This window comes from Flavobacterium sp. 2, assembly GCF_049949195.1.
Classification (GTDB): domain Bacteria; phylum Bacteroidota; class Bacteroidia; order Flavobacteriales; family Flavobacteriaceae; genus Flavobacterium.
The window spans coordinates 665,614-677,904 of sequence record NZ_CP188206.1 but is presented as its reverse complement, the minus strand read 5'-3'; the positions used below and the strand labels follow the sequence as shown (position 1 = coordinate 677,904).

Here is a 12,291-nt window from a genome sequence, read left to right as displayed (position 1 = left end):
AATGTTTGCAGGAAAAAAAGGAAGCGTATTTACTCTCATAGGATTATATATCCTTACGATTCCTTTTTTTAATGGCCTCAACGTGACAACTTATGATAATTCTCAAGTCATGGGCCATTTTGGAGCTTCGACTACTGTATTTACATATTCGGTTTATATTCCAATTTTTGTGATGCTTGGTTTTATGCCTTTGGGATTAAAATTAGGAAAACAGATAAAAGTTCGCACCATGATTTTATCTGCTGGTTTTTTGTCGCTGATTTTTAATTCGGCTTTATTGTTTGTGCCAAGTATTGAATGGTTTGTCTTTTTTAGGTCGCTTTTGGCAATTGTTTCTGTGATTGGAATATTTGCTTCAATGGTGCCTATTTTAATAAAATATAATCCGGCTTTTAATATGGCTTTGCTGTACGGAATACTGCAGTTTATTCAAAAAGGAAGTCAGCATCTTTATCAATATTTTGGAGCTCATTTTACTAGTTTTCACAATTGGACATTCGGGATTTATTTTTTGAATGTCAACTTTTTGATCTGTATTTTATTGGCTTGGTATTTTTATAAAGCTGATGTTGCTCCAATGAAAACGGCCTTTCAATTTGATTGGCGCGGCTGGATTATCATGCTTTTGTTTTTTCTGATTATTCTTTTTTTATGTGCCGAAGGACAAACCAGAAACTGGCTTAATGATCCTAAAATTGTATTAGCAATTGGTCTTTTATTTATAATGGCAGGAATTTATCTGTTGCATGTTCGTTTTACCAACGATCCTATTATTAATCCTGATGTTTATAAATTCAAAAATGTAGTTATAGGTGCTTTTTTAATGTTTTATATCGGAATAATAAACGGAACTGGAAGTGTTATAACAGGCTATATGACAAACGTTTTAGGTTTTGATTCGGTTCTCAATGCATTAACCCATTTGGCAATATTGTTTGGTTTATGCATTTCGATTCCGCTTTCGACTTATCTTTTGTACAAACGAATCTATTTAGCAACAATTTGGATTATGGGTTTTGCCTGCTATGGATTCTATCATATTATTCTATTTTTTAGATTTTATCCCGGAATTGATTCTTCTGATTTTTTTGTTCCTCTCGTTTTTAAAGGTTTAGGAATGGGATTTCTATTTCCTGTTTCGCTATTATATATTTCTGAAGGCGTGCCGCCACAATTGAGCACTTCAAGAATGATGAGCGGAATTATTGCACAAGCCATTTTTGCTTCATTATTAGGCGGTGCTGTTTTAGGAACTTTTATTTCGAATATGAATGTGCAACATAAAACAGGTTTGAGCCAGCAATTATCATCGGTTAATAAAATGGCAGAAAATCAATTAGAAAGCTACAAAAAGAACTTTTTATATATAGGATTATCGGATGCCGAGGCACAAAAAAAAGCCGAAAAAAGCCTTTCAAACCAAACCTCGCAAGCTTCAATATTATTAGCTTATAAAGACGTTTATCTGGTTATGTCGGCAATATGTTTTTTGCCCATTTTTATAATTCTGCTTTTCAAATTATGGCGAAGACCAATTGGCAGAGTGGAAGTAGAGCCAATACCAATTTGAGGGTTTAGAAGAAAGCAATTGAACTAATAAAATGAGTTATTATGAAAGATAAAGAGAATCGCTTTTTATTTGGCTTATGGAAAAAAGAAAGCGGACTCGGCGGTATGCTGATTTTGCTATGCATTATGCATTTTATCGCCATTCCATTTTTTGGAAGTTATCCGCGTTTTATGGTCGGACTTAATATTTTTTGGATGCTGTTTTTGTTTGCGGGAATTTTTTCGCTTTCAAAGCATAAAAAGCAGGCGTTTATTATTTCTATCATTCCCATTTTGTTTGTCATCATTCAGTGGATCGATTATTTCAACAGAAACATCATTATTTTGTTCGCAGATCTCTTTTTGACGATAGCGGTTATGGGACTTTTAATTCTGCTGGTTTTAAGAAAGGTTTTAGAGCCAGGACCTGTCACAACCTATCGCATTATAGGTTCAGTTGTGGTTTATATGTTGCTGGTGCAGCTTTGGTGTACGCTATATTTATTTCTGTTTAGACATATTGAAGGTTCTTTTAACATTGTCAAGTCTCAATTTGAAATTAATAGCGACCAGGCCAGTTTTATGTATTTCAGTTATGTCAGTATTACTTCTACAGGCTTTGGCGAAATAGTACCGTTGCATCCTTTGGCGCGTTCTTTAGTTCAGATCGAAGTTCTTACTGGAGTTTTATATCCCGTAATCTTAATAGGAAGATTGGTTTCTGATGCCAATTTTTCTACCAAAAAACAAGAATAATCAAATTAAACCAATCATATCTAAATCAAAATAAACATGGAAACTTCAAATTCAATTAAACGCAAAGAGCTCTTTGATACTATTTTACAATTATTTTTCATTTTCCTGATTGTTGGATTTTGTCTCAAATTATTGTTGCCGTTTTTTATGCCGATTCTTTGGGCGGTAATTCTTTCAGTTGTATTTCTACCTTTATTTGAGTTTCTGCAGAAAGTATTAAAGGGACGAAAAACATTGGCATCCGTAATTATAACTATTGTAATTATCGCAATAATGTTAGTGCCATTAATTTATTTTTTAAAGGCAGCAACAGCTAATTTTTTAGAACTGAAAAGCAGTTTTGAAGCAGGAACACTTAAAATTTCGCCTCCGGGGCAATCCATAAAAGAGTGGCCGATAATAGGGAAACCTTTATATGAATTTTTGCTTGCTATGTCAACAGATCTGGAGCAAGGCGTAATTAAATATCAGGATCAGATCAAAGAATTTTCGGCAAAAATTATGGGAAGTATTTTAAGTTCTGGAGCAGCTTTTTTACAGTTTATATTGTCGGTTATTATTGCTGGAATTTTGTTGGTGACGCCAGGAGCTAAAGCTTTTGCAATGAAATTTCTAAGAAAAATTGCCGGTAATGAAGCAGAAGAAATCATGACCATTTCAGTTTCGACAATTTATCAGGTTGTAAAAGGGATATTAGGAGTTGCGGTTATTCAGACCATTATTCAGGCAATCGGATTGTTTTTAGCCGATATTCCGTATGCGGGAATTTTGACTTTGATTTGTCTGATATTTTCAATTTTACAGATTGGGCCAATTATAATAAATATTGGCGTTATCGTTTATTTGTTTTCGACAGGAGATTCGGGTTATGCCATTTTTTGGACTATATTTTTCATCATCAGTGGACTTTCAGATAATGTTTTAAAACCGTTATTACTTGGAAAAGGTGCTCTTGTGCCAATGTTAGTTATTTTCCTCGGAGTTATAGGCGGATTTATTATGTCAGGATTTATTGGATTATTTGTCGGGCCAATCGTTTTTTCAATTGGTTATAAATTATTTATTGCTTGGGTTAACGATCATCAAGAACCTGTAGTTGATCCTTTGGAAATTCCAGAACCTTTGGAATAAGTTTTTTTTGAATTAGTATAGAACTAAAAATCCCACTTCAATAAAGTGGGATTTTTGATTTCTGTTTTTATTTCTTAAGCCTGAATTATTCTTTATACAGAACAATTGTAGCTTTGTATCCAGTTCCAACATTCCATTGGCTGGATTCAATTACTGCGCCTTTGTCATCATATACTTGGAATTCTGCAGTATTTGGTGAAGCTGAACCTTCATTTAAAGCTTCAAAATCAATTTTGTTAATTCCTGGAACCAAAGTTATTTTAAAGCCCTGATATTCTCCATTCATTGTAACTTCAGGCTCAATTACCTTATCGTTTAAATATACTTTTATTTTGTCGCCATCTACAAAAGCGGCGTCACGATAACGAATTGTTGAGGTAAAAGTTGCCGTTTTAAAGCTTCCTAAAAATTGATTTTGTCTGTAAAAAATCCCTTCTACATTTGCTGGTGACTTATACAAATTGGTATCCTTGAATAATTCGTTTGGATCAATTTTCGAAGGATCTGGCTTTTCAACAGGAGCAGGCGGATTAACTTTCGGAGCTTCTTCTTTTGGCGGAACAACTTCTTTTGTTTTTGGAGTTTTCGCCGGAATTGGCTTGTATTTGTTATCCAGTTCTTTTTGCGCATAACCTTGAATCGAAATTCCGATTGCAAGAATTAAAGACAAAAATCCTATTCTATTTTTCAATTGTACTAAATGCATATATTCTTAAAATTAATTTGTTTATCTCTATTATGTATAAACATTTAATTAAAGTATTTATTGCCTTTTAAGCCAATTTTAGAATATCAATAGAATGGATTTTGTATAATCGTACTTGTATTTCAGAATAGAAAAATAATCTCGATTTTTTAAAATTGAATAAAAATTAATTTTAAAGAAGACCTAATTGCCGAGCTTTGTTTATTAATTCCGTATCGCTTCCTCTTCCCAACAAAAGTCTACTTTTTATATTGGCTTTTCGTTTTTCTATTGAACTCATAGACAAAGGAATGTGGCTTGGCATATCAACTGTTTTTACGCCTTTTGCAAGAAGACTTAAAATTTTTGTATCAAATTGATCCCAATCATAATCTTTTTTAGAGAATGCTCTCTGTGATTTTATGATTTCGGAACTGTAAATCGTTTCTCCAGATAAAATTTTCTCGCATGTTGAAGGAAACGATTCAAAGTTTATTTCGCCTTTATAAATGAATCCTTCGGGCTTTATATCACTTAATACTCTATTGACAATAAATACTTCCGTATGCATTGTAAGTAATAAAATTTTGCATTGAGGATGTGTCTTTCTAATAACAGCAGCCAAGTCAATACCGCTTAAAATATTCAATTCAGGATAGGCAGGTAAATTAACATCAAGAATCGCAAAGTCAATGTTTTGATTTTGCTTTTTAAGGAATTGTATTTTTTTATATGCGCTTTCGCAGTTATAATTTTTATAAAAATCGGCTTCGGTTTTATTGAATGAATCGTCTGATAAAAGATTTACATAGCTATCTACGGTCATCGGATGGTCATCAACAATCAGAATATTTAGTGGCATTTTTCTGCGTAATTTTTTTACAAACATAAATAATGATTATGTTAAAATATTCATATTTTTTTAAAAATTTCTAATTTAAGTTGATTCGGTACATCTATTTCTGCTTAAAAAGTTTATTATTCTTTTGATTTTATTTTTGCTTTATATTTGAGCCAATAAATATTGAATATTGTGAAGTTTAATTTAAAATTAGAGCTTTTAGTCTTTTTTTTAATCACCCTAGTGTGTCTTCTTTTTCTCGATAAATCACGTTATTACGAACAGAAAGAAAACCTTTTTAAGGAGAAATATTTTCAATCACTTTCGAATGAGAAAAAAGTAAAATATTTAGATTCATTAGCATTGCTGTTACCAGATAAAAAGAATGATACTGTTCTTCGTAATCTTTATTTAAAAATAGGAGCAGAATATTACTTCTTAAATAATTTAGACAAATCCTATAAGTATAGTAAAGTTGCTTTAAAGCTTTCTATTAAAGAAAATGATAGTTCGAGAATGGCAAAATCGCTTTATTATATGGGAGATTGTTACGAAAATGCCCAAAAAGACAGTGCTTATTTTTATTATTTAAAGGCTCAAAAAATTTATCAAAAAATCCACGACGATGATAAATTAGGTCGGGTACATTTTAATAAAGCTTATGTTTTATTCTATGACGGAAACTATCCTGAATGTGAAATTGAAATTACAAAAGCGTTGAATTATTTCGAGGAAACAGACAATTTAACAGCTGTTTTTACGTGTAATAATATGATGGGTAATTGTTTAGAAAAACTTTTTTTGTACGATGAAGCATTAAAGTATCATCAAAAGGCATCAGAAGTTTTAAAAACAATGGAAGAAAAAGGATTAGGAACAAAAGACGCTGTAAACGATTACAAGGTAACCTCTGTTATTAATATTTGTAATCTTTATGAGAGAAAAGGACAATATCCTTTAGTAATAAAAAATTTGAGTGAGTTGTTAACGCAAGATTTACTTCATAGGTCTCCCAGTGCATACGCTACTGTTCTAACAAATTTGGCGCATTGTAAGATGAAAAACAAAGACTATAAAAATGTTGAGGCTCTTTTTTTTGAGGCGATTAAAATTAAAAAAAATAGTAATGACCCAGGGGGAACCATATATGCTAAAATCCATTTAGGAGAATTTTATCTTACGCAAAAAGATACCCTAAAAGCAGTTAAAAGTCTAAAAGAAGCTCATGAAAGCGCTGTTGGTCAGAGAAATACAAATGAGGTTTTAACAAGTCTTAAATTGTTGTCTCAAGCAGATAAAAAAAAGAGTCTTTTTTATGCCAATAGATACATTAAAATGCGTGATAGTATTGAAAGGGTTAAGGCAATTTCGAGTAATAGATATGCCAGAATCGAATATGAAACACAAAGTATTGAGAACGAAAATAGGGTTTTGACCAGAAAGAACTTTTATACCTTAATTTTCTCGTTTTCCCTTTTTTTAGTGCTTTCAGCAATTTCACTTTACATTTATTTGAAATATAGAAACAAAGAACTGCGATTTGTAAAGCAACAACAAAGTGACAGTGATGAAATATTTCAGCTTTTAAGCGAACAGAACGAAAAAATAAACAGAGCAAAAGAGGAAGAAAAAAACAAAATTGCCAGAGAACTTCACGACGGTGTAATGAATAAAATATATTCGATACGAATGAATTTAGGTTTTTTTAATGCCAAAGTTGATGAAAATACAATTGAAAAAAGGAAAGGATATATTTTTGAATTGCAAAATGTAGAAAACGAAATTCGATCAATTTCTCATGATTTGAGTCAGGAATCTTTTCTTGAAAATAGCGATTTTAATACTTTGCTGCTAAATTTAGTTGAGAAACAAAAGGATGTAAATGATATAGAATTTCATTATTTAATTGACGAAGCATTTAAATGGGATACGATTTTAAATATTTACAAGATAAACATTTACCGAATAATTCAGGAAGGAATCTTGAATATCCATAAATATTCCAATGCTTCAGAAGCCATTATAAAAATTGAAATGATTGATGACAAAACTTTAAAATTATCAATTAAAGATAATGGAAAAGGATTTGATGTTGTTGCTGAAAAAAAAGGAATTGGCCTTAATAACATTAAAGAAAGAACAAATTCTTTAAAAGGTCATCTTGAAATTTTATCTAAAAGAGGAAAGGGAACGCAAATTACTGTTTTGTTTGATGTTTAGAATAAAAAGTCGTCTTGAACTTTTTAATATGCTTAGAATAATTTTAAGTCATTAACAAAATGACTTTTTATAATTGTGATTGTCTTTCAGAATCGCAAGTAGATTTAAAATATAAGAATAATCTTATTTTAATATTTTTCAGGCTTTTAGTGTCAAGTCTTTGATTTTTAGAGTCATAATTTGGTTTTAATTAATTATTAAACCTTAAAATTATGAGCCAAAAAATTAAAATTTTAAAGAGAATTGCGCTTTTCTTGTGTATTATGATGCTTTCTGCTAATTGTACAAATGATGAAAACTTAGAAAGGCAAGATGGAAATTCAAGCGCTAAATTAAAAGAAACACAAAAGTGGTTTAGCAAATATGAATCCGAGGGTGAGAATTACTTTTTGTTGGCTGATTTAAAGTACAACTGGGATGAAGCAAAAATCACAAATTCAGAAGATGGCACGGAAACAACGATTGTACCTAATAATTGAATCTAAAAAAGATGATCGTGAATTTTGGGAGCAAAGATTGTATATTTATAAAACAGGAAAGGAAGAATATAAGGCGTTAGTTTACGAAATTGTTACGAATAAATATGTTCCACTAAAAAAACATTCTATAGATGGCCGTGACTTTACGGGTTTTATTAGTGTTTGGAATTTAAAGACTGGTTTTGTGAGAGCAGCTAGATTTGAGAACAATCAAGTTATAGAAACTGGTGTTGTAGAAGTCATAGATTATACAAAGAGAAACTCAACAAACAAAGCTCCAGTTGAAGCACCTTGTGTTTATGCTGATTTTGGTGATGGTGGATGCGGTGGTAAATCAGGTGGTGGTGATAATACACCACCGAAGCTTGAAGGAATAGTATTAAGGGAAGTTGTTGTACAAGCACCGAGTACGGGAAGTCCTGTTGAATATTACGGACCACGAAATCCTGAAATTGGTGGACCAACAACTGGCGGTTATACTTCTCCAAATGGAGGTGGGGCTAATACTGGAGGGGGAGGTATAACGGCGCCAACACCTGAAAAAATTTTTAATGAACTTACAGGAAAAGCAAAATGTATGTATGATAAATTAATGGTTTCAGGCTTGTTTAGCACTGCAGTAAAAAAATTTGATGGAGATTTTGCTGTAAGTCATTTAAAATTAACTATTAATAATAATCTGGATACAAATGTTTTTGCCATTACGGTACCTCCTGTAAATTATATAACAGAAATTCAATTTGATAATACTAAACTAGCAAATTTGTCAGATTTAGGAAATGCAACAGTTTTCGCCCATGAGATTATTCATGCCGAGATATTTAGAAAAATGTTATCAGCTGCACAAAATGGAAGTTTAGATCCTCAAACTATGACACCTCAGCAACAAATTGCATATGTAAATTCCTTAAAAAATAATTACCCAGGCTTAATGGATTATTATTATAACCGAACTCATCCTACGTGGAATCACGACATGATGGCAAGCCACTATAGGGGTACTATTGCAGATATAATTCAGCAATTTGACAACAACCGCCTTCCTCGTTCTACTTATGAAGCTGTAACTTGGTTTGGTTTAGGAAAATTAGGAGATGGGCAAAAGACTGTAGCATGGACTAATTTATCTTCAGTACAACAAACGACAATTTTAAATTTAATCGGTCAGAACGCTTATCAAGGACCATCAACCTGTAATTAATTATGAAAATAAATATGACTATATTGTTTTTCCTACTTGTTAATATTATAAATGCACAAGTAAAAGAAAGCGATTATTATACTTTCTATAAAGGAGGAAACAAACATTTAAAGCCTTTAAAGTATATCTTCTTTTACCCAAAAGAAAATTATATAAAAACTCAGAAGGCAAAAGGGGAAATATATTTTAAAATAGAATCTGAACGATTTTATTTTAATAATAAGAAACACAGATCTGACACTTGTTCATCAGACTTTTTAGGTAGTATAAAATTAGAAAATGTTTCTAAACTGAGAGAAAATGAAGTTACATTTTATAAAAAAGAAATTAAAAAAACAGCTGACTATAAAGAAACAGGGTTTTCACCTCCTTTTCCCGTTACTAGTATTCATTCTTATTTTAAAGTCTACATATTAGAGAAAAGTGAGGATAATAAAGTAATTAAATACGAGGTAGATTGGGAATATTCAGATTTATAAAAGAAAAATCATCCGCTAACGTTAAATGTCTCGCTTGTGATTTCAATTATTGCACGAGCGAGACGCTCGCACCAGCAGAAGATTATAATAAGTACATCAATTATTATGGAGAAGCTCCAAATGATGCTTTTTATGAAGCAATGGCATGGAGAGGTTTAAAAGAGAATAATATTAAAGAATGGACAGATTTGACAGAAGCTAAAAAAGAAGAAATTACAAGACTTGCAAGTAGAGCTACAATATTAAGTAAAATGACGCCTTGTAACTAATCATTTAAGAAACATTAGCAATGAAAATATATACTTTTATAATTGTTTTATTTCTTCTTTCTGTGAATACCATAAAATCTCAGGAAAAAGCAAAGGATACCCTTTTTTTTAAATTAGATGGCAAATATCTTTCGAAATCGAAAGATAAGGAGTCTAAACTCTATATCATAAAGAATAACTATGATGTAAGAGAAGGTGCAGTTTATTTTAAAGAATATAAGGTTGTAAAGTGCACTAAACCTCAAGAAGTCTTTTGTTTTAAAAAATTTGCGGAATCAGCGAAGTTATATCGCATTAACAACAAGAAACAGCTTAGTGAACTTAAAATCATGAATCTATTTGATAATTATATTGTTGTCATAGTAAATAAAAAAGATGAGGAAAAAAAATATGTTGAAGTAGAACCGGTTTTTAAAATTGAATAGTTATAGGACATCTCCCTAGGTCATTTTAAAATGTATAATTTTTTTTAATAACGAAAATATATGAAAATACTAAATAGGAACTATTTGATTTTTGTAGTAATCTGTACTTTACTGTTTGTCTATTTTTATTTTGTTCAATACTCTTTTACAATTAATATTTATGATACTTATTATATCGTAAGTTACTTTTATTTGATGTTCCCAATATATATTATTGGGGCTCTTTTTTATCTAAAACAAATTTTAGTTGTGAGATTAAAAAAAGGAATAAAGAAATCTCCAAATTACTCTTTTTCAAAATGTTTATTGTATTTTTTTGCACCGAATTTATATTTTAGATCAAACACTTTAAATAGGAATTATTTAATTTTTGTAATAATTTGTATGTTTTTGTTTGCCTATTTGTACATAACAGATTGTATTTATTTCGCCTATTTTAACGGTTCTTTTCGATTTATTAAGTATTACTATTTTGTTTTACCTTTTTTTATAATTGGCAATATTTATTTTGGGATTAAGTTTTTTAAATTAAGAGCTAAAAATAAAAATTAACAGTATTATAGATAAACTAATTGACGATTTTGAGATTGGATTACTTTTATGGCAAATCTTTATTGTTGCCCTTTTTGTAGCAGGAATTTATTTTATGTCTAAGCTTTATAAAAAAATAAGCAAGTAAATTTTAAAGGCTAACTTTTTACAGTTAGCCTTTTTTATATTTAGTTAATAGATGTTTTTCTAGCTTAAAAAACACATATTGAGAACAATTGCGCTAGATAAAACAGCTATCTTTTCTTCATATTTAGAATAATTTGGCATGACACTTATTTTGTAACTGTCTGTAGCTGTAGATTTATTTTTCAGAGTTCCGTTCCAGTTATTGTTTATTGATCCAATCTGATTTTCAGAGGAATCATTGATAATAAAATTTGATTTTTTCCAGACATCACAAATTTCTGCAATGACATGATTGGAAGTGTTTAGAATCTTAAATTCTGGTTTAGAAAAGCTAAATTTTGGATTTATTGCGCCTATTTTTTTTCCAGTAGCATCTTGGATCACAATTTCAGATTTTAAGAAATTGCCTCTCTTTGAAATAGTAGCTTCTAAACCACCATTTGCACTTCTAATTTCAATATTAAAAGGAAGTATTGATTTGCCAATAGTTGCTGGAAGGATTTTTTGAATAAAACTGAATTTTTGTTTAATTCGGCCTATTCTTTCTCTTTTTTCGTTATAAATATGGCAACTTTCCTGAAAGCCATCTTTTTTGTCCACAAAATAGTTATTAGTTTCAAAGAAATCTGAAATCATAGTTTTGAGTTGGTTAGTTAATTTTTGGAACTCAAAATTAGAATTTAAGTTACAGTTAGAAATAGGTATAAATACCTGTTTGTATGTTAAAAAATAAAATAAATAACAGTACTGAAAGAAAATAACTACACTGGTAATCAATGTACTAAAATATACGATTCAAACTTTTTTAAAAAAGCGTCTTTTAAGACTGAAATTACATTTTAGTAATAATAAATTCGCTTCGTCTGTTCATTTGATGTTGTGCTTCGGTAAACGGAACTCCATTCGAACAATTGTTTACAAGCGTTCTCTAAAAAAGAAAAACTATTAAACATTTGGTGCAAAAATAAAATCAGAAGAAAATACAACATAAGCCATTTTTCACTCTTTTTTTCTTTAAGAAAAAAATAACAAAACCAGATTCAATTCTAATGTTGTTTTAATGTAGCACCGAAAATTTCGTTCTAACTTGCGCCACTTTAAGAACAGAAAAATGTTGAGTAAAATTAGAAATAGTATCTTTTGTAAATGCGTTCATGCATTGCTGATTGGCTATTTTTTAATGAACAGTATTAATTTTTCCGGAACATTTGTCAGGATTGTAAATAACAATACCGAACAGGATTCTGTAAAAGGAATCACATGCAATTTCTTAAAAAAAATATTCAAATGCGATGGCATTTCGGAAGAATTGGATGATTACGAAACAAAGGAAACCAAATCAACAAAACAAGCAAAAGGTATTCCGTTGTTTGAATATATAATTCCATTTGATTCCGCATTGGCTGATCTATATTTTCAGGTTCACGCCAAAGGAAAAAACTATATCAATAATCCAATTTTCTCCTTTGGATTTCATGGCAAAATTCATCTGCGACCTCCTCAAAATATTGCGTAAATAGTATTTTTCCTGATATTAAAAATCACACATACCTGAAATCCAGGGTATTATTTTTTTTCG

Annotated in this window: 13 protein-coding genes; 10 read left to right on the top strand and 3 right to left on the bottom strand. The window is 30.4% G+C overall.

The window, feature by feature from the left end; translation table 11 throughout:
* Position 1 precedes the first annotated feature (1 nt).
* The 3 genes from ACNFIH_RS02775 to ACNFIH_RS02765 are packed head-to-tail and all read left to right on the top strand — an operon-like array spanning position 2 to position 3,435.
* On the top strand, positions 2–1,570 hold the full coding sequence (locus ACNFIH_RS02775; RefSeq protein WP_426485390.1) for an MFS transporter: 1,569 nt from the start codon (positions 2–4) through the stop codon (positions 1,568–1,570).
* Between the two features lie 41 nt (positions 1,571–1,611).
* Positions 1,612–2,304 carry an ion channel gene (locus ACNFIH_RS02770; protein ID WP_426485389.1) on the top strand — a complete coding sequence of 231 codons (693 nt, stop codon included), beginning with the start codon at positions 1,612–1,614 and terminating at the stop codon, positions 2,302–2,304.
* Between the two features lie 36 nt (positions 2,305–2,340).
* Positions 2,341–3,435 (top strand): AI-2E family transporter, encoded by a 1,095-nt coding sequence (locus ACNFIH_RS02765; RefSeq protein WP_051951312.1) that lies wholly within the window; start codon positions 2,341–2,343, stop codon positions 3,433–3,435.
* 85 nt (positions 3,436–3,520) lie between these two features.
* Here the strand turns inward: ACNFIH_RS02765 and ACNFIH_RS02760 are convergent, their stop codons facing one another.
* Together ACNFIH_RS02760 and ACNFIH_RS02755 are read right to left on the bottom strand one after the other, a co-directional pair.
* Positions 3,521–4,141, bottom strand: coding sequence for a hypothetical protein (locus ACNFIH_RS02760; RefSeq protein WP_426485388.1), 621 nt, complete (start codon positions 4,139–4,141; stop codon positions 3,521–3,523).
* A gap of 172 nt (positions 4,142–4,313) precedes the next feature.
* A complete protein-coding gene (locus ACNFIH_RS02755) occupies positions 4,314–5,009 on the bottom strand; it encodes a response regulator (RefSeq protein ID WP_426485387.1) in 696 nt (231 codons plus the stop codon).
* A gap of 144 nt (positions 5,010–5,153) precedes the next feature.
* Between ACNFIH_RS02755 and ACNFIH_RS02750 the strand changes: the two genes are divergently transcribed.
* From ACNFIH_RS02750 to ACNFIH_RS02725, 6 genes are all read left to right on the top strand, one after another.
* Positions 5,154–7,181, top strand: coding sequence for a tetratricopeptide repeat-containing sensor histidine kinase (locus tag ACNFIH_RS02750; protein ID WP_426485386.1), 2,028 nt, complete (start codon positions 5,154–5,156; stop codon positions 7,179–7,181).
* Between the two features lie 212 nt (positions 7,182–7,393).
* Positions 7,394–7,660 (top strand): hypothetical protein, encoded by a 267-nt coding sequence (locus ACNFIH_RS02745; protein ID WP_426485385.1) that lies wholly within the window; start codon positions 7,394–7,396, stop codon positions 7,658–7,660.
* Positions 7,626–8,861: a hypothetical protein gene (locus tag ACNFIH_RS02740; RefSeq protein ID WP_426485384.1), complete on the top strand. Its 1,236-nt coding sequence runs from the start codon at positions 7,626–7,628 to the stop codon at positions 8,859–8,861. Before ACNFIH_RS02745 ends, ACNFIH_RS02740 begins: the two co-directional genes overlap by 35 nt.
* Before the next feature lie 2 nt (positions 8,862–8,863).
* Positions 8,864–9,340: a hypothetical protein gene (locus tag ACNFIH_RS02735; protein WP_426485383.1), complete on the top strand. Its 477-nt coding sequence runs from the start codon at positions 8,864–8,866 to the stop codon at positions 9,338–9,340.
* Positions 9,319–9,609, top strand: a complete 291-nt coding sequence (locus ACNFIH_RS02730) for a hypothetical protein (protein ID WP_426485382.1) — start codon at positions 9,319–9,321, stop codon at positions 9,607–9,609. The genes ACNFIH_RS02735 and ACNFIH_RS02730 overlap by 22 nt, the downstream gene beginning before the upstream one ends.
* Positions 9,610–9,629: 20 nt before the next feature.
* Complete coding sequence (locus tag ACNFIH_RS02725) at positions 9,630–10,034, top strand: hypothetical protein (protein WP_426485381.1); 405 nt, start codon at positions 9,630–9,632, stop codon at positions 10,032–10,034.
* A 738-nt stretch (positions 10,035–10,772) separates the two neighbouring features.
* Here ACNFIH_RS02725 and ACNFIH_RS02720 read toward each other — a convergent pair.
* Positions 10,773–11,348, bottom strand: coding sequence for a phospholipid scramblase-related protein (locus ACNFIH_RS02720; protein ID WP_426485380.1), 576 nt, complete (start codon positions 11,346–11,348; stop codon positions 10,773–10,775).
* A gap of 475 nt (positions 11,349–11,823) precedes the next feature.
* Between ACNFIH_RS02720 and ACNFIH_RS02715 the strand changes: the two genes are divergently transcribed.
* The gene (locus ACNFIH_RS02715; RefSeq protein WP_426485379.1) at positions 11,824–12,228 is read left to right on the top strand and encodes a hypothetical protein; all 405 of its coding nucleotides are present in this window, start codon (positions 11,824–11,826) and stop codon (positions 12,226–12,228) included.
* Positions 12,229–12,291: the final 63 nt, after the last annotated feature.

What these genes read in the sequence shown, in the direction of transcription:
- ACNFIH_RS02720 (WP_426485380.1), bottom strand. Translation starts at nt 11,348, where the DNA reads ATGATTTCAGATTTCTTTGAAACTAATAACTATTTTGTGGACAAAAAA.
- ACNFIH_RS02755 (WP_426485387.1), bottom strand. Translation starts at nt 5,009, where the DNA reads ATGTTTGTAAAAAAATTACGCAGAAAAATGCCACTAAATATTCTGATT.
- ACNFIH_RS02735 (WP_426485383.1), top strand. Translation starts at nt 8,864, where the DNA reads ATGAAAATAAATATGACTATATTGTTTTTCCTACTTGTTAATATTATA.
- ACNFIH_RS02760 (WP_426485388.1), bottom strand. Translation starts at nt 4,141, where the DNA reads ATGCATTTAGTACAATTGAAAAATAGAATAGGATTTTTGTCTTTAATT.
- ACNFIH_RS02740 (WP_426485384.1), top strand. Translation starts at nt 7,626, where the DNA reads ATGGCACGGAAACAACGATTGTACCTAATAATTGAATCTAAAAAAGAT.
- ACNFIH_RS02725 (WP_426485381.1), top strand. Translation starts at nt 9,630, where the DNA reads ATGAAAATATATACTTTTATAATTGTTTTATTTCTTCTTTCTGTGAAT.
- ACNFIH_RS02770 (WP_426485389.1), top strand. Translation starts at nt 1,612, where the DNA reads ATGAAAGATAAAGAGAATCGCTTTTTATTTGGCTTATGGAAAAAAGAA.
- ACNFIH_RS02745 (WP_426485385.1), top strand. Translation starts at nt 7,394, where the DNA reads ATGAGCCAAAAAATTAAAATTTTAAAGAGAATTGCGCTTTTCTTGTGT.
- ACNFIH_RS02765 (WP_051951312.1), top strand. Translation starts at nt 2,341, where the DNA reads ATGGAAACTTCAAATTCAATTAAACGCAAAGAGCTCTTTGATACTATT.
- ACNFIH_RS02775 (WP_426485390.1), top strand. Translation starts at nt 2, where the DNA reads ATGTTTGCAGGAAAAAAAGGAAGCGTATTTACTCTCATAGGATTATAT.
- ACNFIH_RS02715 (WP_426485379.1), top strand. Translation starts at nt 11,824, where the DNA reads ATGTTGAGTAAAATTAGAAATAGTATCTTTTGTAAATGCGTTCATGCA.